At 51.1% G+C, this 23,162-nt stretch carries 15 protein-coding genes and 1 riboswitch; of the genes, 13 read left to right on the top strand and 2 right to left on the bottom strand.

What is annotated here, in order from left to right; all coding sequences use genetic code 11:
- Positions 1-3: 3 nt before the first annotated feature.
- A complete protein-coding gene (locus RC73_RS10730) occupies positions 4-3,201 on the bottom strand; it encodes an EAL domain-containing protein (RefSeq protein WP_039034626.1) in 3,198 nt (1,065 codons plus the stop codon).
- Positions 3,202-3,460: 259 nt separating this feature from the next.
- Positions 3,461-4,114, bottom strand: coding sequence for a 3,4-dihydroxy-2-butanone-4-phosphate synthase (gene ribB, locus RC73_RS10735; RefSeq protein WP_039034627.1), 654 nt, complete (start codon positions 4,112-4,114; stop codon positions 3,461-3,463).
- A 113-nt stretch (positions 4,115-4,227) separates the two neighbouring features.
- Positions 4,228-4,414, bottom strand: a riboswitch (FMN riboswitch).
- A gap of 204 nt (positions 4,415-4,618) precedes the next feature.
- On the opposite strand from ribB, the gene RC73_RS10740 reads away from it, so the two are divergent.
- From RC73_RS10740 to fusA, 13 genes are all read left to right on the top strand, one after another.
- On the top strand, positions 4,619-6,757 hold the full coding sequence (locus RC73_RS10740) for a S9 family peptidase (RefSeq protein ID WP_039034628.1): 2,139 nt from the start codon (positions 4,619-4,621) through the stop codon (positions 6,755-6,757).
- Positions 6,754-7,029 carry a GIY-YIG nuclease family protein gene (locus tag RC73_RS10745; protein WP_039034629.1) on the top strand — a complete coding sequence of 92 codons (276 nt, stop codon included), beginning with the start codon at positions 6,754-6,756 and terminating at the stop codon, positions 7,027-7,029. The genes RC73_RS10740 and RC73_RS10745 overlap by 4 nt, the downstream gene beginning before the upstream one ends.
- A gap of 762 nt (positions 7,030-7,791) precedes the next feature.
- Positions 7,792-8,172, top strand: a complete 381-nt coding sequence (gene secE, locus RC73_RS10750) for a preprotein translocase subunit SecE (protein ID WP_039034630.1) — start codon at positions 7,792-7,794, stop codon at positions 8,170-8,172.
- 8 nt (positions 8,173-8,180) lie between these two features.
- On the top strand, positions 8,181-8,732 hold the full coding sequence (gene nusG, locus RC73_RS10755; protein ID WP_025012047.1) for a transcription termination/antitermination protein NusG: 552 nt from the start codon (positions 8,181-8,183) through the stop codon (positions 8,730-8,732).
- A 123-nt stretch (positions 8,733-8,855) separates the two neighbouring features.
- Positions 8,856-9,284: a 50S ribosomal protein L11 gene (rplK, locus tag RC73_RS10760; RefSeq protein WP_039034631.1), complete on the top strand. Its 429-nt coding sequence runs from the start codon at positions 8,856-8,858 to the stop codon at positions 9,282-9,284.
- Positions 9,285-9,288: 4 nt separating this feature from the next.
- Positions 9,289-9,990 (top strand): 50S ribosomal protein L1, encoded by a 702-nt coding sequence (rplA, locus tag RC73_RS10765; RefSeq protein ID WP_039034632.1) that lies wholly within the window; start codon positions 9,289-9,291, stop codon positions 9,988-9,990.
- Positions 9,991-10,252: 262 nt separating this feature from the next.
- Entirely contained in the window at positions 10,253-10,753 is a 501-nt protein-coding gene (rplJ, locus tag RC73_RS10770; RefSeq protein WP_039034633.1) for a 50S ribosomal protein L10, read from the top strand.
- Between the two features lie 54 nt (positions 10,754-10,807).
- Entirely contained in the window at positions 10,808-11,176 is a 369-nt protein-coding gene (rplL, locus tag RC73_RS10775) for a 50S ribosomal protein L7/L12 (protein ID WP_039034634.1), read from the top strand.
- A gap of 233 nt (positions 11,177-11,409) precedes the next feature.
- Positions 11,410-15,441, top strand: a complete 4,032-nt coding sequence (gene rpoB, locus RC73_RS10780; RefSeq protein WP_039034635.1) for a DNA-directed RNA polymerase subunit beta — start codon at positions 11,410-11,412, stop codon at positions 15,439-15,441.
- 84 nt (positions 15,442-15,525) lie between these two features.
- Positions 15,526-19,737, top strand: a complete 4,212-nt coding sequence (gene rpoC, locus RC73_RS10785; protein ID WP_039034636.1) for a DNA-directed RNA polymerase subunit beta' — start codon at positions 15,526-15,528, stop codon at positions 19,735-19,737.
- Positions 19,738-19,915: 178 nt separating this feature from the next.
- Positions 19,916-20,290, top strand: a complete 375-nt coding sequence (gene rpsL, locus RC73_RS10790) for a 30S ribosomal protein S12 (protein WP_039034652.1) — start codon at positions 19,916-19,918, stop codon at positions 20,288-20,290.
- A gap of 76 nt (positions 20,291-20,366) precedes the next feature.
- Positions 20,367-20,837, top strand: coding sequence for a 30S ribosomal protein S7 (gene rpsG, locus RC73_RS10795; RefSeq protein ID WP_025012041.1), 471 nt, complete (start codon positions 20,367-20,369; stop codon positions 20,835-20,837).
- Between the two features lie 72 nt (positions 20,838-20,909).
- Positions 20,910-23,006: an elongation factor G gene (gene fusA, locus RC73_RS10800; RefSeq protein WP_039034637.1), complete on the top strand. Its 2,097-nt coding sequence runs from the start codon at positions 20,910-20,912 to the stop codon at positions 23,004-23,006.
- Positions 23,007-23,162 lie beyond the last annotated feature (156 nt).

The following is a 23,162-nucleotide window of genomic DNA, read 5'->3' on the forward strand; positions in this document are numbered from 1 at the left end:
TTTTTATGCCAGAAGTTGACGGATGAAAGTTTCACCCTGAGCTAGGATTGGCGTCAGGCTCTTGGCCGGCAGTGGTCTTGAAAGTAGATAGCCCTGGCCAAAATCACAGCCCATGGACTTGAGCAAGATCCATTGCGCGCGGGTCTCTATGCCCTCTGCCACCAGTTGCAAGTCCAGGCTCTTGCCCATCATGACTATTGCCCGCACCAGGCTGGCATCTGCCTCATTCACCAAGGCATTATCGACAAAACTCTTGTCGATTTTGATCACAGAGATAGGGAACTTGCGCAGATAGCTCAACGAGGAGAAGCCGGTTCCAAAATCATCCATATGAATCGTCACCCCGAGTTGGCGAATGCTGTTGAGCACTTCCAGACAATGGGGACTGTCATCCAGCAACATGGATTCGGTGATCTCTATATGCAGTCTCTCCGGCGCTATGGCGTGACGTTTGATGGCGTCAGTCAGCAAGGAGTCGAAGCGTACCCCACTGACATTGATACATTGGCGGCTGGAGACATTGATTGCCATATCCAGCTCAATTCCCTTGGCATGCCATTGGCTTAGGTCTTTCAGTGCTTGTTCCAGTACCCATTCGCCTATAGGTTCTATCAGGCCGCTGTTCTCTGCGATAGGAATGAATTTCTCCGGCGAAACCCAGCCATATTCGGGGTCATTCCAACGTATCAAAGCTTCGACAGAAGTGATTTGGCCGGTTTCCATTGAGACTATGGGCTGATAATGCAAGCAAAACGCTTGATGTAACACGGCGCTTCTGAGACGTTGCTCCAACTGCAAGCGCTCCAGCATGCTGGCGTTCATGCTGGGAGTGAAATACTGGTAGTTGTCGCGGCCGTTGTCTTTGGCGCTGTACATGGCGGTTTCTGTGTTGCGGGTCAGGGCATCTATATCATCGCCGTCCTCGGGATAGACACCTATACCAAAGCTGACCGAGATCAAGGTGTCCTGACCATCGATATCGAAGCTATTGCTGAATAGGGCTTTTACTCTGTCGGCTACGGCTGTCAGGGCGGCATCATTCTTATAGTGCGGCAGGATCACGGCAAATTCATCGCCCCCTAGGCGGGCGACAAATTTTTGTTCATCCGGGAGTGATTCCAATCTTCTTGCCACTTGTTGTAACAGTAGATCACCGCGTTTGTGGCCCAGTACATCATTGATATATTTGAATCTGTCGAGATCGATCAATAGAATCGCCAGCTTGTGACCATGGATACGGGCCTGTAACAGCTCGTGGTGCAGTCGCTCGTTGAACATCTTACGATTGGGCAGCTTGGTCAGAATATCGAAATGGGCCTGATACCAGATGTCTTGTTCATACTTTTTCCGATGGCTGATATCGACAAACAAACCTATGTGTTTGAGTATGTTATTGTTATCGTCTCGCACCAAGGTGATAGCCAGATACTCAGGATAAATTTCACCGTCTTTGCGCTTATTCCAGATCTCACCTTCCCATTTGTTATTGGTCAGCAGGCTGTCCCACATCTCCCTGAAGAAGGCATCATCGTGGCGACAGGAGTTGAGTATTGAAGGATTCTTGCCCTTGACCTCTTTCAGCTTGTAACCGGTAATACGGCTGAATGCCGGGTTGACCAATTCAATACGGTTATTGGCATCCGTGATGACAATCCCTTCGCCTGAGTAGTCGAATACCGCCGCGGCCTGTTTCAACTGTTGATAGGATTTTTGCCTTTCATTAAGCATTTGACCCAGTGCCTTGGCCATATCGGCCAATTCATCCTTGCCCTCGACCTTGATATCCAGATCCAGGTTGGGATCTTTACTCATCAAGCGCATGTTGTCGGCTATGGCGTAGATGCGCCTGAGTAGGTTGTGACTCAGGGCCCTGCCCAGGAGCAATAGCAGGCCGATAGTGATGGCGGCTGAAAGGAGATAGAGGGCGATAAGGCGCAGCGACTGGGCGCGCTGAGCGTTGGAAAGATTGAGAATATCATCGGAAACACTGTCGGCTATGGCATCCATTTGGCGGATCCTTTCACTGGCCAACAGCCACCAGACTTCGGGAGTCACAGGGGGCTTGGGTTGGGTCAGGGCCTTCAGAGCATTGAGCATTTGATCGTCGGAAATCTGTACCAGGGAGTCTATCTCTTTCACCTTGGCCCCCCGGCTTTGCATGGATGCTATCAGCTGCATCTTGTGGCGATATTCGTTGAGTTTGTCCCTGATTTGGGCAATCGCCTGTTGTTGTGTACTAGAGAGCACCCAGTTTGAGCTTAGTTTATTGAGGATCTGTTCCAGGGACTCAAGTTTGATATAGAAGTCTTGTTGGTATCTGCTTTCTCCCCGAAGAAGAAAGTTTTTAAATTCATGCAATAGGCCGCCATAACCCAGCTGGGAGCTGAACTTGTGCGCCTGACGCGTTATGGCATCTTGTTGGCGCAGTTGTTCCCTGACGTTATTCAATGCCTGGCTCTTATTGTCCTGCAGCATAGCTTCCAGGCGTTGTTTGTGTTCCGCTATGGCACTGGCGCGGAACAGATCTATGCTCTGATCTTGCTCTGTTATTAATGCCAACAGCTGTTCATAACTGTCGGTATCAAACTGACGTTTCAGCAGCATGCCGTTGATCAGGCCGCGCTCACGCACCGCCAACTCCTGAATCCGCAACAGTGCAGCCAGATCGGCATAGGCTCTGGCCTGTTGCACATTGCTCGACAGGGATTGCAGATTGGCAATACCCAACAGGAGTTCGTAGTTGAAGTCGGAATAGAAATTCAGTGCGTCGCTTTCATTGCGACTCAAGAGTTCGCGCCGGTTATTTTCCAGCGCCTGCTTGCCGAGCCGCAGAGCTTCCAGCTTGGTTTGTAGTAGGTGCTGGGCTGCAGAAGACAGTTGTTCAGTAAGTTGCAATAAGTGGGGAGAGTTTTGCAGGGCGGTTATCTGTGCCGATACTCGCTGCTGCTGCATCTGGAGACTATCGGCAAAGCACTTACCATCGCAGGCGATATAAGCGGCGCTGAGACCCCGTTCCTGCTGCAATTCATAGATGAGATCGGCCAGACGACGTCCTACCTCGACGGCATGATAACTTTGGTTGGCCAAACGATAGTTATGCAGCAGTTCAAATAAACGTACACAACCCAGTAGGCTGAGAACCAAAACAGGCACTAAGGCAAACAAGAGTAATTTGCGCTTTAGGCTCAGTTGGCTTAACACCTATGGCTCTCCTCGAAATCCTAACTGATAAAGACCTGCCTGTAAGCTATTGGGATACAGGCAATAACTCTCGATAAGTAACACATTGCCTATCAGGGGGCGACCCGTTATTCAAGGATTTCTAATCTAGGTCACGAAAATAAACCTTAAAAAGAGGAGGGTTAATGTAAGCCTTGTTGTAACCTAGTTTGCCGGTTTGTTTAAAACAAAAGCGGCTATGTAGCCGCTTTTGATCAAATAGTTAGGGGGTGCTGGTTTATTAGCCTGCGTTGGCCAGCAGAGATTCGCGATAACTGACAATATCCTCGATGGAGAGAACCGGCAGGTTGTGTTGGGCGCCAAAAGCAATGATTTGTGGCAGTCTGGCCATGGTGCCATCCGGGTTGGTTACTTCGCACAGCACTCCGGCGGGTTTTAGGCCAGCCAGTTGCATCAAGTCCACAGTGCCCTCGGTGTGACCGCGGCGGGTCATCACACCACCGGGTTGAGCCCGCAGCGGATAGACGTGCCCAGGGCGGGCCAGGTCTTCCGGTTTGGCGTTGTCGGCAATGGCGGTCTTGATAGTGGTCACCCGGTCGGCAGCGGAAACCCCGGTCGTGACTCCGACTTTGGCCTCAATGCTTACGGTAAAGGCGGTGCCGAATTGGCTGGAGTTGTTTTCCACCATGGGCGGCAACTGCAGGGCCTTGATTTTCTCGTCGGTAAGGCAGAGACAGACAATGCCGCTGCATTCGCGGATCAGCATCGCCATCTGGGCGTTGGTCAAGCTCTCGGCGGCAAAGATTAGATCGCCTTCGTTTTCTCTGTCTTCATCGTCGACCACCAAAACACCGCGGCCTTGACGCAATGCTTCGAGGGCGGTTTCGACTCTTTTAATTGGGGTGCCAAAAGGCGCTAATAATGACTGATTCATGGTAAAAATCCTTAAATTACGGCTTGGGTTTTCCAGAATCAGGGCAAAGAAAGGAATAGCGGTGTCTCTGCCATTGGCAGAGACATATCACTAAGCGGATCGCCTGGCGGCAATCTGATTCTCTTTCATCCGGACTGAGCCATCTAAATGGCAACACCGTCGGCTCTGGATTAGTCACGCTAGGATGTGATGACACCAGATCTGCTGACCCCGCCAAAATCTGGCGGGCGCTCGCGGGCTTTCATGTCGCTGACACGATTTACCGCCGGTGGGGAATTTCACCCCGCCCTGAGAATTTACCCGTCATTTGTATATAACAGGCGGCAACAGCATGCGCTTGTAATATACAAATGACAAGCGGACAGGGTCACATTTTCTGCCGGCAACTTTGATATCAAGGCTTAGGTGACAGGGCTTGCCGTTGGCGCCGGTCGGCGTCACTATATGCAGGCGGCCTGTAGTCGAGGGAGTAGGCCGCAGATATTAACGCTTTAAGGAAGAGTGATGAGTCGAGCAGGATCCCTGATGTTGGTTTTAGGCACAGCCTTGTGGCTGTGCGGATGCAGTGGAATGAATTCAGAAAATAAGCTGGTGGCACCGGTTGCCGAAAAACGTCCCCACACCATGAGCCTTCACGGTGTGACCAGGACAGACGACTATTATTGGCTGCGTGACGATGAGCGCAAGGCCCTGGACGTTATCGACTATCTGGAGCGGGAAAACGCCTATACCGCCGCACGTCTTAAGCCTTGGGAGCCGCTGAAACAGAAACTGTTTAAAGAGCTGATCTCCAGGCTGGAGCAGGATGAAAGCAGCGTGCCATATCGCTGGCATAACCATTGGTATTATCGCCGTTTCGAGGCTGGGCTTGAGTATCCGGTGATCGCCAGAAGCCGTGAGCTCAATGGTGAAGAGCAGTTGCTGCTAGATGTTAACCGGCGCGCCGAGGGGCAGGAGTTTTATGCTCTGGGCGGAGTGTCTGTCAGCCCGGATGAGCAGATACTGGCCTTTGCCGAGGATACCCTCAGCCGCCGTATTTACAGCGTCTATTTTAAAGATCTTGCCACCGGTGAACTGCTTGCCGACAAGCTGACGGGCGTCGATGGCCGGGTGGTCTGGAGCAATGACAACCGTTATGTGTTCTATATCGCCAAAGACCCACAGACCCTGCTGGGATACCAGGTTTTCCGGCACAAGCTGGGAAGCCCCCAGAGCGAGGATCTGCTGGTTTATGAAGAGCAGGACGATACCTTCTATATCTCCCTCGGCAAGAGTCTGGATGAATCCCTGATTGTATTGCACCACGAGAGCACCACGACCAGTGAAGTTTCCCTGCTCGATGCCAACGCCCCGCTCGGCGAATTCCGGGCGTTTCTGCCACGGGAAGAGGGCCACGAATACAGCATCGCCAAGCGTGGTGATGAATTCTTCATCCTCAGCAACTGGCAGGCGACCAATTTCAGGCTGATGAAAACCACGGCTGCCGATGCCGGCGACAAGCGCAAGTGGCAGCAGGTACTGGCCCATGATCCCGAGGTGCGCCTCGAAGATCTGTTATTGCTGGACGATTATCTGATAGTACAGAGCCGCAGCCAGGGGCTGAGCCAGATCAAGGTCTATCCCCATACCGATCTCAGCCGCGGCTATGAATTGGCCTTTGATGACCCGGCCTATGTGATTGGTCTGGATATCAATCCCAGCCAGCACAGTCGCGAACTGAGGTTATATTACTCGAGCCCGACTACCCCCGAGAGTATTTACAGTTATCAACTGGATAAGCCGGGTGAGCGTAAACTGCTCAAACAGGAAAAGGTATTGGGGGATTTCGAGCCCGGCAACTATCAGGCCGAGCGCTTGTTGATCCCGGCACGTGATGGTGCCCAGGTGCCCGTGACTCTGGTGTATCGCAAGGACAAGTTCCGTAAAGACGGTAGTAACCCACTGTATCAATACGGTTATGGTGCTTACGGCCATATCATAGAGCCGGATTTCGATGCCTCTGTTCTCAGCCTGCTGGATCGCGGCGTGGTTTATGCCATTGCCCATGTCCGGGGAGGAGAGATGCTCGGCAGGCCTTGGTACGATGATGGCAGGCTGTTTAATAAACGAAACAGTTTCAATGACTTTGAGGACACTACCCGAGCACTTTTGGACCTGGGTTATGCCGCACCCGGCAAAGTGGTTGCCGCCGGAGGCAGTGCCGGTGGTTTATTGATGGGTGCCGTGGTCAATCAGGCTCCGGATCTTTACCTGGCGGTGGCCGCCCATGTGCCCTTTGTGGATATAGTTACCACCATGCTCGATGAGTCGATTCCACTGACGACCAATGAATATGATGAGTGGGGCAACCCCAATGACAAGCCCTACTTTGACTACATGCTGAGCTACTCGCCTTATGACAACATTCGCCATCAGGCCTACCCGCATCTGTTGGTGACCACAGGGCTGCACGATTCTCAGGTGCAATATTTTGAGCCGGCCAAGTGGGTGGCCAAACTCAGGGATTATAAGACGGACGACAATCTGCTGCTGTTACAGACGGATATGGAGGCCGGCCATGGCGGCAAGAGCGGACGTTTCCGGCAATTTGAAGATACCGCGCTGGAATACGCCTTCTTCCTCGGCCTGTTGGGACTGGAATGAGTGGTGATAACTGGCAGCTGTATATCCTGCGCTGCGCCGGGGGCGAACTGTACACAGGGATCACCAAGGATGTGACCCGGCGCCTGCAGGAGCATCAGAGTGGCGGCCCCAAAGCCGCCAAATATCTGCGTGGTCGCGGGCCTTTGCAACTCGTTTATCGTGAAGAGATTGGCAGCCACGGTGATGCCTTACGGCGGGAAATGGCGATAAAAAAGCTGAGCAAGCGCGCCAAACTGAGTTTGATTGCGAAGTCCGCAGCTATGCCGGGGTGAGTGACCTTAAAAAAGAAAAAGGAGCAGGAGCGCCAATGGCCGGGCCATTACAGCGGGCGCTTCCTGCGGTCGGGAAGAGGGTCCCCAAGGAGGGGGTGATGGCTCATCGGCGATGGCCCATCAGCAAGATAGTGACAAAGGGCCGCGGCCGGCGAGTTCCACAACGCCAGTCGACGGCTGTTTCGCTACTCAGCTAGATAAAGCAGAAAACATGCCAAAGCAATAACACATTGTTTATATTTGTTATTCTTGCGCCCACCTTGCAGTAAGTGTCCGCACTAGTGTCCTCTTTTCTTAAAAAGTGACCGATTTGGCTATTCAGGTGTCCGCTGGACACTCAAACCGGCTCTTAAAGTGGTCCATTTAAAGGTGGGTTATTGAGGCAAACAGGAAACCAGGCGCATGCTTGATGTCACACTCTCAAACAGATAGAAAACTCGGTAGGTTATTGTTTCCGAGCGGACGAATTGATTTTCGAGCCTTTTTGGGAAAAGTATTGGTCCTGGATTTGGTTCTTGGCATCAAGGCGCTTAACTGTGCTTTTTGGTTAACTGACACAAAGAGTCCGCCTTTCTCTTGGTTTCGCCCCGTGTATCCTTGATAACAAAGTTGATTAAGAATACAATCTATGGCCGATTTTTGTGCCCTGAGCCGGAGAATTCTCGTCAGGGGCGAGTTCGAAAGCGGGCTGGCGCTGAATTAAGCCTTAAACTTACTCAGCTGTCCCTAGGCTCAGGTCGTAATGAGTAACGGAATTAACCGATGACAACAAATACTGAAAACCAGGGCAACTCTCTGGATATCGTAAAGTGGGTAGTAGCTATACTACTGGTGGCTGCAGCGATTGTTGGCAACCAGATGTACAACGACAGTGAAATCTTCACTCTGCCAATCCGCGCAGCGGGTGTGGTTGTCGTATTTGCTATTGCAGGTTTTATAGCCCTGCAAACGATTAAGGGTAAGCAAGCCTTGGCCTTTGCCCGTGAGTCACAAATCGAAGTGCGCAAAGTTGTATGGCCTACTCGCCAAGAGGCGTTGAATACCACCTTTATCGTACTGGCTGCGACAGGTATCCTGGCCTTGATCCTTTGGGGATTGGATGCGGTATTGCTGCGCATTGTCAACTTTATTACTGGCGTATAGGCACTAGAATGACTGAAGCTAAAGAAGCTAAGAAAAGATGGTATGTGGTTCAGGCTTTTTCCGGTTATGAAGGCCGTGTATGTAAGTCTTTGCTTGAACACATCAAGATGCATGGTATGGAAGAGTTCTTCGGCGAAGTACTGGTTCCTACCGAAGAAGTCGTGGAAATGCGTGCCGGCCAACGCCGCAAGAGTGAGCGTAAGTTTTTCCCCGGTTATGTGCTGGTACAGATGGAAATGAACGATCAAAGCTGGCACTTGGTGAAGAGTATTCCTCGAGTGATGGGCTTTATTGGTGGCACATCTGATCGCCCAGCACCTATTTCTGATAAAGAAGCCGAGGCTATCCTGCGTCGCTTGCAGGAGACGACTGATTCTCCGACTCATCGCGTTATGTTCGAACCCGGCGAAGTGGTTCGGGTTACCGATGGTCCATTTGCCGACTTCAACGGTACTGTTGAGGAAGTGGATTATGACAAGAACCGCGTTAAGGTGTCTGTGATGATCTTCGGCCGCTCAACTCCGGTTGAGTTGGACTTTAATCAGGTTGAAAAATCCTGATTAAATAAAATACAAAATCCGTTTGGCAACGGGTGCGGATTTCTATATAATCCGCACCCGTTGTTTTCGGGGAGCTTAAGGCATGTTGCCTGAGCGTTTGAACCCAAACTGAGGAAATGTCAGATGGCAAAGAAAATTGAAGCTTACATCAAGCTGCAAGTAGCAGCCGGTGCTGCAAACCCGTCTCCACCAGTTGGTCCAGCTCTGGGTCAGAAAGGTGTGAACATCATGGAATTCTGTAAAGCATTCAACGCTCGTACTGAAAAGTTCGAAAAAGGTATGCCAATTCCAGTAGTGATCACTGTTTACAATGATCGCTCATTCACTTTCGAAACCAAGACTCCACCTGCAGCCTTCTTGCTGAAGAAAGCCGCTGGCCTGAAGTCAGGTTCTGCCCGTCCTAACACTGAGAAAGTGGGTACTATCAAGCGTAGCCAGGTTCAGGAAATTGCTGAAACCAAGGCAACCGATATGACTGGTGCTGACATTGAAGCGATGATTCGCTCAATCGAAGGTACTGCGCGTTCCATGGGTTTGGTAGTAGAGGACTAATATAATGGCAAAGCTGACTAAGCGCATGCGCACCATCCGCGAGAAAGTGGACGTAACCAAAGCATACGACATCAACGAAGCTGTAGCTCTGCTGAAAGAACTGGCTACTGCCAAGTTCGTTGAGAGCGTAGACGTTGCCGTTAACCTGGGTGTTGATCCTCGTAAATCAGACCAAAACGTTCGTGGTGCCACTGTGCTGCCACACGGTACCGGTCGTGAAGTACGTGTTGCTGTATTCACTCAAGGTGCCAATGCCGAAGCTGCGAAAGAAGCTGGTGCTGAACTGGTAGGTATGGAAGATCTGGCTGAGCAGGTGAAAGCCGGCGAAATGAACTTCGACGTAGTTATCGCATCTCCTGATGCAATGCGCGTTGTTGGTATGCTGGGTCAAATCCTGGGCCCACGCGGCCTGATGCCTAACCCTAAAACCGGTACTGTAACTCCTAACGTTGCCGAAGCTGTTAAGAACGCCAAGGCAGGTCAGGTTCGTTACCGTAACGACAAGAACGGCATCATCCACACTACTATCGGTAAAGTGGACTTCGAAACTGTTCAACTGAAAGAAAACCTAGAAGCACTGCTGTCTGCACTGAGAAAGGCTAAGCCTGCTGCAGCCAAAGGTCAGTATGTGAAGAAGGTAAGCATCTCCACCACTATGGGTGCAGGTGTAGCTGTCGACCAGAACACTCTGGACGCTGCTAGCTAATTTTACAAAATGCGCGTGTTAGCCTATAATGCGCGCACTTTTGTGGGTTGGAACCTATGACGGGTGTTTTCACTCTGATGGGTTTCCGTCCAAGACCGCAGGTGTTGACCGTCTGGAATACTTAATTTCCTGCGTAGACGGTGTCAGGCCCCAGATAGATTTATTTCTGCTGGATTATCTGCACCGTAAGTAACTGAGTACGTTTGTATTCAGTATGGTAAACACTGGGGGAACCCCCAGGTAGAATCCAGGAGTAAAGCCAATGGCATTAAGACTCGAAGACAAAAAAGCGATTGTTGCTGAAGTCAACGAAGCTGCCAAAGGTGCGCTTTCTGCAGTTGTCGCCGATTCACGCGGTGTAACTGTAGGTGCTATGACAGTTCTGCGTAAGACTGCTCGCGCAAACGGTGTGTATGTACGTGTAGTACGTAACACTCTGGCTCGCCGCGCAGTAGAAGGCACTGCTTTTGAGTGTCTGACAGAGGTGTTCTCTGGCCCAACTTTGATTGCTTTCTCTAACGAGCACCCAGGTGCTGCAGCTCGTCTGTTAAAAGACTTTGCTAAAGAGCAAGCCGCTTTCGAAGTTAAAGGTGCAGCTTTTGAAGGGGAATTCATCCCTGCAGCTGACATTGATCGTTTGGCAAAACTGCCAACTTACGAAGAAGCACTGGCACAGCTGATGATGACTATGAAAGAAGCATCTGCTGGCAAGTTCGTTCGTACTCTGGCCGCTCTGCGCGATCAAAAACAAGAAGCCGCTTAATCTCAAGCTGGCTGCTTAACAGAATTGAATTCAGAACAATAGGAAACATTTGTTATGTCTATCACTAAAGACCAAATCCTTGAAGCCTTTGCAGCTATGTCTGTAATGGAAGTTGTTGAACTGATCGAAGCTATGGAAGAGAAGTTCGGCGTATCTGCTGCTGCTGCAGTAGTTGCTGGCGGCGCTGGTGAAGCTGCTGCTGCTGAAGAGAAAACCGAGTTCGACGTAGTTATGACTTCTCACGGTGACAACAAAGTTGCTGTGATCAAGGCTGTACGTGGTGCCACAGGTCTGGGTCTGAAAGAAGCCAAAGCTATGGCTGAATCTGCTCCAGTAGCTGTTAAAGAAGGCGTCTCTAAAGAAGAAGCTGAAGCTCTGAAGAAAGATCTTGAAGAAGCTGGTGCTCAAGTAGAGATCAAGTAAGTCATACTGACTTACAATCACCCAAGCCAATTGGGTGGAGGCTGGCGGTTTTTTGACCGTCGGCCTTTTTTGCGCTGTAAGCGTTGGCGATTTTTTTCACCGTTTGTCGCCAGATTTTGCAGTCCCTAGCAGTGATTATTGGTTAGGTTCTTGCCATCAACGGTGATGGGCAAACGTGCTGGATTAACTGTGTTGATCCAGTCTTGGTCACATCTCGCAAGCAGAGGAAACCCATGGTTTACTCCTATTCTGAAAAGAAGCGTATTCGCAAAGACTTCGGTAAGCGTCCACAGGTATTGGACATCCCTTACTTGTTGTCTATTCAGTTAGACTCTTTTAAGAAGTTCACCGATCAAGATCCTACCGGTGAGCGTGGCCTAGAGGCCGCCTTCCGTAGCGTTTTTCCCATCAAGAGCTTTTCTGGTAATTCAGAACTGCAGTACGTCAGCTATAAGCTGGGCGAGCCTGTTTTTGATGTGAAAGAGTGTCAAATCCGCGGTGTGACATACTCCGCTCCACTGCGTGTTAAGCTGCGCATGGTGCTGTATGATCGTGAAGCTGCCGCCGGCACTGTAAAAGATATAAAAGAACAAGAAGTCTACATGGGGGATATCCCTCTGATGACTGAAAACGGTACCTTTGTCATCAATGGTACTGAGCGTGTTATCGTATCTCAGTTGCACCGTAGCCCAGGTGTGTTCTTCGACCACGACCGTGGTAAGACACACTCCTCAGGTAAAGTGCTGTATAACGCGCGTATTATTCCTTACCGCGGTTCATGGCTCGACTTCGAGTTCGACCCTAAAGATGCGTTGTTTGTACGTATTGACCGTCGCCGTAAGCTGCCTGCCAGCATCATTCTGCGTGCCCTGGAATATTCTACTCAGGATATCCTCGACATCTTCTTCGAGCGTATTGACTTCAAGATCAAGAAAGATTCTCTGGTCATGACACTGGTTCCTGAGCGTCTGCGTGGTGAAACTGCCAGCTATGACATCAAGGACTCTGAAGGCACTGTGCTGGTAGAGAAGGGCCGTCGTATCACTGCCCGTCATATCCGCCAACTGGAAAAAACCAACACCACTGAACTGGAAGTACCGGTTGAGTATATTGTTGGTAAAGTGGCGGCTCAGGACTATATCGATCCTGACACAGGTGAAGTACTGGTTACCGCCAACAACGAGATCAGCCTGGAAGACCTGGCCAATCTGTCACTGGCCGGTATCAAAGAGGTCAGCACCCTGTACATCAACGAGCTGGATCACGGTGCTTACATTTCTGACACCCTGCGTATTGACTCAACCACCAACCGTTTGGAAGCGCTGGTTGAAATCTATCGCATGATGCGTCCTGGCGAGCCACCAACCAAGGATGCCGCCGAAGCTCTGTTCCAGAATCTGTTCTTCAGCGAAGAGCGCTATGATCTGTCTAAAGTGGGCCGGATGAAGTTCAACCGTCGTCTTGAAATCGACGAGAACGAAGGTACCGGTGTACTGACCAAAGAAGACATAGTTGCCGTAATGAAGAAGATCATCGAAATCCGTAACGGTTTTGATGAAGTCGATGATATCGACCACCTGGGTAACCGTCGTATCCGTAGCGTTGGCGAAATGGCCGAGAACCAGTTCCGTGTCGGTCTGGTACGTGTTGAGCGCGCAGTACGTGAACGTCTGTCTCTGGGCGATCTGAACGAGCTGATGCCTCAGGATCTGATCAACGCCAAGCCAATCTCTGCAGCAGTGAAGGAGTTCTTCGGTTCTTCTCAGCTGTCGCAGTTTATGGATCAGAACAACCCACTGTCAGAAGTGACTCACAAGCGCCGTATTTCGGCTCTTGGTCCTGGCGGTCTGACCCGTGAGCGTGCCGGCTTCGAAGTTCGAGACGTGCACCCAACTCACTATGGTCGTCTGTGTCCAATTGAGACCCCTGAAGGTCCAAACATTGGTCTGATCAACTCACTGTCTACCTTTGCCCGTACCAACTCATACGGCTTCCTGGAAACACCTTACCGCAAGGTGATCGACAGTGTGGTTACTGATGAAGTGGAATATCTGTCAGCCATCGAAGAAGGCCGCTATGTGATTGCACAGGCCAACATCGAGCTCGACAACGAAGGTCGCATTGTGGAAGAGCAGGTTGCCTGTCGCCACAAGGGTGAATCCACCTTTATGCGCGCTTCCGATATCCAGTATATGGACGTATCTCCACAGCAGATCATCTCTGTGGCGGCATCTTTGATCCCATTCCTTGAGCACGACGACGCTAACCGTGCATTGATGGGTGCAAACATGCAACGTCAGGCAGTACCAACACTCAAGTCAGAGAAGCCTCTGGTGGGTACAGGTATTGAACGTACACTGGCTGTTGACTCAGGCGTGGTTGTGGCTGCCAAGCGTGGCGGTGTGATCGACTATGTTGATGCCAGCCGCATCGTGGTTAAGGTTAACGAAGATGAGCTGCGCCCAGGCGAAGCCGGTATCGATATCTACAACCTGACCAAGTACACCCGCTCCAACCAGAACACCTGCATCAACCAGCGTCCATGCTGTAGCGTAGATGAGCCTGTGGTGCGTGGTGACGTGCTGGCCGATGGTCCGTCAACCGACTTGGGCGACCTGGCTCTGGGTCAGAACATGCGCGTGGCGTTCATGCCATGGAACGGTTACAACTTTGAGGATTCCATCCTTATTTCCGAGCGCGTAGCGCAGGAAGACCGTTTCACGACTATCCACATTCAGGAACTGTCCTGTATCGCTCGTGACACCAAGCTGGGTAGCGAAGAGATCACTGCCGATATCCCTAACGTAGGTGAGTCTGCACTGAGCAAGCTGGATGAATCCGGTATCGTTTACATCGGCGCCGAAGTTAAAGGCGGTGACATTCTGGTTGGTAAGGTAACGCCTAAGGGTGAAACTCAGCTGACTCCGGAAGAGAAACTGCTGCGGGCTATTTTCGGTGAGAAAGCGTCTGACGTTAAAGACAGCTCTCTGCGTGTACCTAACTCAGTGAAGGGTACCGTTATCGACGTGCAAGTCTTCACCCGTGATGGTGTTGAAAAAGACAAGCGCGCCATCGAAATCGAAGAGATGCACATTGCTCAAGCCCGTAAGGACTTGACAGAAGAGTTCAAGATCCTTGAAGAAGGTGTTCTGAGCCGTGCCCGTAACTTGCTGCTGAGCGCTGGTTTCAGTGAAGCCAAACTGGCTGAACTGCCACGCAAAGACGTATTGGTTCAGGTTATCGACGATGAAGCCAAGCAAACCGAATTGGAACAGCTGGCTGAACAGCACGAAGAGCTGAAAGCCGACTTTGACAAGAAGTTCGAAATCAAGCGTCGCAAGATCACCCAAGGTGATGATCTGGCTCCAGGCGTACTGAAGATCGTTAAGGTTTACCTGGCAGTTAAGCGTACCATCCAGCCTGGTGACAAGATGGCGGGTCGTCACGGTAACAAGGGTGTGATCTCCAAGATCTGTCCTATCGAAGATATGCCATACGACGAGCAGGGTAACCCTGTCGACATCGTACTGAACCCTCTGGGTGTACCTTCGCGGATGAACATAGGTCAGGTACTGGAAGTTCACTTGGGTGCTGCGGCTAAAGGTATTGGTAATCGCATCAATGCCATGCTGGAAGAACAGCGTGAGCTGGCCGAACTGCGTGGCTACATCAAACAGGTCTATGAACTGGGCGATGAAGTGAAGCAGCGCGTGGATATCGATTCATTTACCGATGATGAAGTTCTGCGTCTGGCCAAACACCTGAAGGATGGTCTGCCAACGGCAACCCCAGCCTTCGACGGTGCCAAAGAGAAAGAGATCAAGCAGATGCTTGAGCTTGCAGGTCTGCCGACTTCTGGTCAGCTGAATCTGTTTGATGGTCGTACCGGTAACCAGTTCGAGCGTCCTGTGACCGTAGGTTACATGTACATGCTCAAACTGAACCACTTGGTTGATGACAAGATGCACGCCCGTTCTACCGGTTCGTACAGCTTGGTTACTCAGCAGCCTCTGGGCGGTAAAGCTCAGTTCGGTGGTCAGCGTTTCGGTGAGATGGAAGTGTGGGCCCTGGAGGCATACGGTGCTGCGTATACTCTGCAGGAAATGCTCACAGTGAAATCGGATGACGTTAACGGTCGTACTCAGATGTACAAGAACATCGTTGACGGTAACCATCAGATGCAGCCAGGAATGCCAGAGTCCTTCAACGTATTGCTGAAGGAGATCCGTTCTCTCGGTATCAACATCGAGTTGGATCAAGAGTAAGACGCGGGTTAAAGCCTGCGTTTGGCAACGAATTGGTGCTCCGCGAGAGCGGGGCACCGGGTTTAACTCCTTCAGGAGAGAAACGTGAAAGACTTATTAAAGTTTCTGAAACAGCAAAGCAAGACTGAAGAATTTGAAGGCATCAAGATCGGCCTGGCGTCGCCTGATCTGATCCGTTCTTGGTCATTTGGTGAAGTTAAGAAGCCTGAAACCATCAACTACCGTACATTCAAGCCTGAGCGTGAAGGCCTGTTCTGTGCCCGTATCTTTGGCCCGGTCAAAGACTACGAGTGTCTGTGCGGTAAGTACAAGCGTCTCAAGCACCGCGGTGTGATCTGTGAGAAGTGTGGCGTTGAAGTGACCCAGACCAAAGTACGTCGTGAGCGTATGGGCCACATCGAACTGGCCAGCCCAGTTGCCCACATCTGGTTCCTCAAGTCACTGCCATCCCGTATCGGTCTGATGCTGGACATGACTCTGCGTGATATTGAGCGAGTACTCTACTTCGAATCTTATGTGGTTATCGAGCCAGGCATGACCAGCCTGGAGCGCGGTCAAATGCTGACCGAAGAAACCTACCTGGATGCGCTGGAAGAGTATGGTGACGAGTTTGAAGCCAAGATGGGTGCCGAAGCGGTTCTGGAACTGCTGCGCGCTATCGATCTGGAGAAAGAAGTTGAGCAGATGCGCGAAGAGCTGCCATCTATTAACTCTGAGACCCGTCGCAAGAAAGTCACCAAGCGTTTGAAGCTGGTTGAGGCCTTCTACCATTCAGGCAACAAGCCAGAGTGGATGATCCTCAAGGTGCTGCCGGTTCTGCCACCTGATCTGCGTCCTCTGGTTCCACTGGACGGCGGTCGTTTCGCGACTTCAGATCTGAACGATCTGTATCGCCGCGTGATCAACCGTAACAACCGTTTGAAGCGTCTGCTGGATCTGGCCGCTCCGGATATCATAGTTCGCAACGAAAAGCGTATGCTGCAGGAATCTGTTGATGCCCTGCTGGATAACGGTCGTCGCGGTCGTGCCATTACCGGTTCCAACAAGCGTCCTCTGAAGTCCTTGGCCGATATGATCAAGGGTAAGCAAGGTCGTTTCCGTCAGAACCTGCTGGGTAAGCGTGTTGACTACTCAGGCCGTTCGGTAATTACCGTGGGCCCAACTCTGCGTCTGCACCAGTGTGGTCTGCCGAAGAAAATGGCGCTGGAACTGTTCAAACCATTCATTTACGGCAAGCTGGAAGGTCGTGGCCTGGCCACTACCATCAAAGCCGCCAAGAAGATGGTTGAGCGTGAAGTTGCCGAGGTTTGGGACGTACTGGATGAAGTGATCCGCGAACACCCTGTGATGCTGAACCGTGCACCAACACTGCACCGTTTGGGTATCCAGGCGTTCGAACCTGTACTGATCGAAGGTAAAGCGATTCAACTGCACCCACTGGTGTGTGCGGCCTATAACGCCGACTTCGACGGTGACCAAATGGCGGTACACGTGCCTCTGACGCTGGAAGCCCAGCTGGAAGCCCGTGCGTTGATGATGTCAACCAATAACATTCTGTCACCTGCCAACGGTGAGCCGGTTATCACTCCTTCTCAGGACGTGGTACTGGGTCTGTACTACATGAGCCGTGAGCGCGTAAATGGCCGCGGTGAAGGTATGGCCTTTGAGTCTGTTGCCGAAGCCGAGAAAGCCTATCGCACAGGTGCCGCCGAGCTGCACGCCCGGGTTAAAGTTCGTATCACCGAAACTCATATCGATGAGAACGGTGAGCGCACCCAGCAGCGTCGCATTGTCGACACCACAGTAGGTCGTGCTCTGTTGTCATTGATCCTGCCAGCCGGTATGTCTTTTGATCTGGTTAACCAGAACATGGGCAAGAAGCAGATCTCCCGTTTGCTGAACACCTGCTACCGTCAGCTGGGTCTGAAAGATACCGTTATCTTTGCTGACCAACTGATGTACACAGGTTTCCAATACGCCACTATCTCAGGTGCCTCTGTCGGTATCAACGATATGGAAATCCCGGAAGCCAAGTACAAGCTGGTTGCCGACGCAGAAGCCGAAGTTTTGGAAATCCAGGAACAGTTCCAGTCTGGTCTGGTAACTGCCGGTGAGCGTTACAACAAGGTTATCGATATCTGGGCCAGCGCCAACGAGAAAGTCTCCAAGGCGATGATGGAAAACCTGTCTTCCGAAGTGGTTATCAACCGCGACGGTGAAGAAGAGAAACAGGCTTCTTTCAACAGCATCTACATGATGGCCGACTCAGGCGCTCGTGGTAGTGCCGCTCAGATCCGTCAGTTGGCGGGTATGCGTGGTCTGATGGCCAAGCCAGACGGCTCTATCATCGAAACGCCCATCGTGGCGAACTTCCGTGAAGGTCTGAACGTACTGCAGTACTTTATTTCAACCCACGGTGCTCGTAAGGGTCTGGCGGATACCGCACTTAAGACAGCAAACTCAGGTTACCTGACTCGTCGTCTGGTGGATGTTGCCCAGGATCTGGTCGTTATCGAAGATGACTGTGGTACTCACGAAGGTCTGATCATGAAACCGCTGATTGAAGGTGGTGACGTGGTTGAGCCACTGCGTGAGCGCGTACTGGGTCGTGTTGTTGCCGAGGATGTTTACTATCCTGGTTCCGACGAAGTCCTGGCGCCACGTAACACTTTGCTGGATGAGGCATGGTGTGACAAGCTGGAAGAGTACAGCGTTGACGAAGTTAAAGTTCGCTCTGTGATCTCCTGTGATACCGACTTCGGTGTTTGTGCCAAGTGTTATGGTCGCGACCTGGCCCGTGGTCACCTGATCAACCAAGGTGAAGCAATCGGTGTTGTTGCTGCTCAGTCAATCGGTGAGCCTGGTACACAGCTGACGATGCGTACCTTCCACATCGGTGGTGCGGCATCCAGGGCTTCTGCAGAAAACAACGTTCAGGTGAAGAACGCCGGTAACCTGAAGCTGCATAACGCCAAGTTCGTTAAGAACAGCGATGGCAAGTTGGTTATCGTATCGCGCTCGTCTGAGCTGGCGATTATCGATGAACTGGGCCGTGAGAAAGAGCGCTACAAAGTGCCTTACGGTACTGTGCTCGAAACGCTGGAAGGCGCTGAAGTTAACGCTGGCCAGACCATCGCTAACTGGGATCCACATACTCACCCAATCATCACTGAAGTGGCGGGTTATGTGAAGTTTGAGCAGATGATTGACGGTGTCACCATCTCGCGTCAAACCGACGAGCTGACCGGTCTGTCTTCCATCGTGGTATTGGATGTGGCCCAGCGCCCAAGCGCCGGCAAAGAAATGCGTCCAATGATCCGCTTGGTGGATGAAAACGGTAATGACCTGACTATTCCTGGTACCGACGTACCTGCGCAGTACTTCCTGCCCAGCAATGCGATCGTAAACCTGGAAGATAATGCTCAGATCAGCGTCGGTGATGCACTGGCTCGTATTCCTCAGGAATCGTCCAAGACACGCGATATTACCGGTGGTCTGCCAAGGGTTGCTGACCTGTTCGAAGCCCGTAAGCCGAAAGAGCCTGCGATTCTGGCTGAGATCAGCGGTACCATCTCCTTCGGTAAAGAGACCAAAGGTAAGCGTCGTCTGGTTATTACTCCTGCCGAGGGCGGTAACCCATACGAAGAGATGATCCCCAAGTGGCGTAACCTGAACGTGTTCGAAGGTGAAAAAGTCGAACGCGGTGAAGTGATCGCCGATGGTCCAGAGTCTGCTCACGATATTCTGCGTCTGCGCGGTATCCACAACGTAGCCAACTACATTGTGAATGAAGTACAGGACGTATATCGTCTGCAGGGTGTGAAGATTAACGACAAGCACATCGAGGTGATCATTCGCCAGATGCTGCGTAAGTGTCTGATCACTGAAGCCGGTGATTCTGAGTTCCTCGAAGGGGAGCAGGTTGAGGTGTCCCGCGTCAAGATCGCTAACCGCGAACTGGAAGAGCAGGGCAAGATTCCGGCCAAGTTCGAACGTGAACTGCTGGGTATCACCAAAGCCTCTCTGGCGACTGAGTCCTTCATCTCTGCGGCCTCGTTCCAGGAAACCACTCGCGTACTGACCGAAGCGGCAGTAGGTGGTAAGAGTGATAACCTGCGCGGTCTGAAAGAGAACGTGATCGTAGGTCGTTTGATCCCGGCTGGTACGGGTTATGCTTACCACAACAACCGTAACCAGGCTCGCGGTGAAGTAGCGACTGAAGCACCTAGCATCAGCGCCAGCGAAGCCGAACAGAACCTGGCCGATCTGTTGAACCTGGCTGGCAGTCAGGAATAAGTAGCATAGATGTTACAAAAGGCGCCGAAAGGCGCCTTTTTCATTGGAATACGCTGCAAAAGTTGGCTATTTCTTGACAGCCAAGCCTTACCTTTCTAAAATTCCGCGTCCCACTATTGTGGGATTAGATTTTTCACACCTTATTGTTGAGTTGAAATCAACTGATTCGGAGCTATACATGGCAACTGTAAACCAGTTGGTACGTAAGCCTCGCGCACCTAAAGTCGAAAAGACTAACGTGCCTGCGTTGAACGCGTGCCCACAAAAGCGTGGTGTTTGTACTCGTGTGTACACCACTACTCCAAAAAAACCTAACTCTGCACTACGTAAAGTAGCTCGTGTGCGTCTGACCAACGGTTTCGAAGTATCTTCGTACATCGGCGGTGAAGGCCACAACCTGCAGGAACACAGTGTAATCCTGATCCGTGGTGGTCGTGTTAAAGACTTACCTGGTGTGCGTTATCACACTGTTCGTGGCGCCCTGGACTGTGCTGGTGTGACTTCACGTCGCCAAGCTCGTTCTAAGTACGGTGCTAAGCGTCCTAAGTCTTAATGGTTTTCCGTTAAGTAAGGCCAAGCTAAATATAAATTCCAGTTTTGGAAATACCTGAAGCATACGGAGAATAGTTATGCCAAGACGTCGCGTAGTAGGACAACGTAAAATCCTACCTGATCCAAAGTTTCAAAGTGAGTTGCTGGCTAAGTTCATCAACGTCATTATGCAGGACGGCAAAAAGTCGACTGCTGAAAAAATTATCTACAAAGCACTGGATGTTGTCGCCGATAAGAAAGGCGAAGAGCATCTGGTTATCCTTGAAGCAGCCCTGGAAAACGTTCGCCCAGCGGTAGAGGTTAAGTCTCGCCGTGTTGGTGGTTCTACTTACCAGGTTCCATGTGAAGTTCGTCCAGTTCGTCGTAACGCACTGGCGATGCGCTGGTTGGTTGAAGCTGCTCGTAAGCGTGGTGAAAAATCTATGGCTCTGCGCCTGGCAGGTGAACTGCTGGACGCTTCCGAAAACAAAGGTACTGCCGTTAAGAAGCGCGAAGACGTGCATCGTATGGCAGAAGCCAACAAAGCGTTTGCTCATTACCGTTGGTAATATCGGGCGCGGGCTTGCCCGCGCTTTCTCTGACATTGCTAAGATTTTTATCTTAGTCAAGAGGGTATAATCGTGGCTCGTACAACTCCAATTGAGCGTTATCGCAACATAGGTATTTGTGCTCACGTTGACGCAGGTAAAACCACTACCACAGAGCGAGTCCTGTTCTATACAGGGGTAAACCACAAGATGGGTGAAACCCATGACGGTGCGTCTACCACTGACTGGATGGTTCAGGAGCAGGAGCGGGGTATTACTATTACCTCAGCGGCTGTTACCACGTTCTGGCGCGGTATGGATGCCCAGTTTACTGAGCATCGTATCAATATCATCGATACCCCAGGTCACGTCGATTTTACTATTGAGGTAGAGCGTTCTCTGCGCGTACTTGACGGTGCTGTAGTGGTCTTTTGTGGTTCTTCTGGTGTGGAACCTCAGTCTGAGACCGTATGGCGTCAGGCCGACAAGTATCATGTCCCCCGTCTGGTGTTCGTCAATAAGATGGACCGTGCCGGTGCCGACTTTGATCGCGTAGTAGGACAGATCCGTAACCGTCTCGGTGCAACTTGTGTGCCTATTCAATTGAATATTGGTGCAGAAGAAAACTTTAGCGGGGTTATCGATCTCATCAAGATGAAAGCCATCAACTGGAATGAAGAAGACCAGGGCCTGACTTTCACTCACGAAGAGATCCCAGAGCATTTGCTTGCCAAGGCAACCGAAATGCGCGAATACCTGGTAGAGAGTGCCGCAGAGGCTTCTGATGAGCTGATGGACAAATACCTTGAAGAAGGTGAGCTCACAGAAGAAGAGATCAAAAAAGCGCTTCGTCAACGTACTATCAACAACGAAATTGTGCTGGCTACCTGTGGTAGTGCCTTTAAAAATAAAGGCGTACAGGCAGTTCTCGATGCTGTTGTTGAATACCTTCCTGCTCCGGTTGATGTTCCTGCGATTAAGGGCATCGATGACAGAGAACAGGAAGTTGAGCGTGTTTCTGATGACAATGCACCTTTCTCTGCGTTGGCATTCAAAATCGCAACAGACCCATTTGTGGGTACTTTGACCTTTATCCGGGTTTACTCAGGTGTCCTGGAGTCAGGTTCAGCCGTTTACAACTCTGTAAAAGAGAAGCGTGAGCGTATCGGCCGTATCGTGCAGATGCACGCCAACGACCGTAAAGAACTGAAAGAAGTGCGCGCAGGTGATATAGCTGCTGCTATCGGCCTGAAAGATGTGACAACCGGTGACACCCTGTGTGACCCAGACCATAAGGTAATTCTGGAGCGGATGGAATTTCCCGAGCCGGTCATTACCATTGCTGTGGAACCTCGTTCCAAAGCCGACCAGGAAAAGATGGGCATTGCGCTGCAGAAGCTGGCAATGGAAGATCCTTCTTTCCGGGTTGAGACTGATGAGGAGTCGGGTCAGACTCTGATTTCAGGTATGGGTGAGCTACACTTGGACATTATCATCGACCGTATGCGCCGTGAGTTCAGCGTTGAATGTAACGTTGGTAAACCTCAGGTGGCTTATCGTGAAACTATCCGCAGTGCTGTGGAAGTGGAAGGTAAGTTTGTGCGTCAGTCTGGTGGTCGTGGTCAATTCGGTCATGTCTGGCTGAAACTGGAGCCTCGTGAAGAGGGTGCCGGTTATGAGTTTGTCAACGAAATCGTTGGTGGTGTCGTTCCTAGGGAATACATCCCTGCGGTTGACAAAGGGATCCAAGAACAGATGAAGAACGGTGTTGTCGCCGGCTTCCCTGTATTGGACGTGAAGGTCACTCTGTTCGATGGTTCATATCATGATGTGGACTCGAACGAAATGGCGTTCAAAGTTGCAGGTTCTATGGGCTTCAAGAAGGGGGCGCTGCAAGCTAACCCTGTGTTGCTCGAGCCTTGCATGAAGGTTGAAGTGACAACCCCAGAAGACTACATGGGTGACGTAGTAGGTGATCTGAACCGTCGTCGTGGTCTTATCGAAGGTATGGATGACGGCGTCGCCGGTATCAAGATTATTCGAGCTGTGGTACCTTTGGCTGAAATGTTTGGTTATGCAACAGATTTGCGCTCAGCGACTCAGGGACGGGCTTCATACTCCATGGAGTTTTTGAAGTACTCTGAAGCGCCGCAAAACGTTGCTAAAGCAGTTATCGAAGCTCGTACCTGATTTAGGTAACGGCATTAACTGTTATTTTGATTGATGGTGTCCGGCAAAGCCGGACTCTTCTGAAAAGAAAGGAATATATCGTGTCTAAAGCTAAATTTGAACGTTCCAAGCCCCACGTTAACGTGGGCACCATTGGTCACGTTGACCATGGTAAAA

Origin of the sequence: Shewanella sp. ECSMB14102, from assembly GCF_000813075.1 — a bacterium.
In the GTDB taxonomy this organism is placed as follows: Bacteria; Pseudomonadota; Gammaproteobacteria; order Enterobacterales; family Shewanellaceae; genus Shewanella; species Shewanella indica.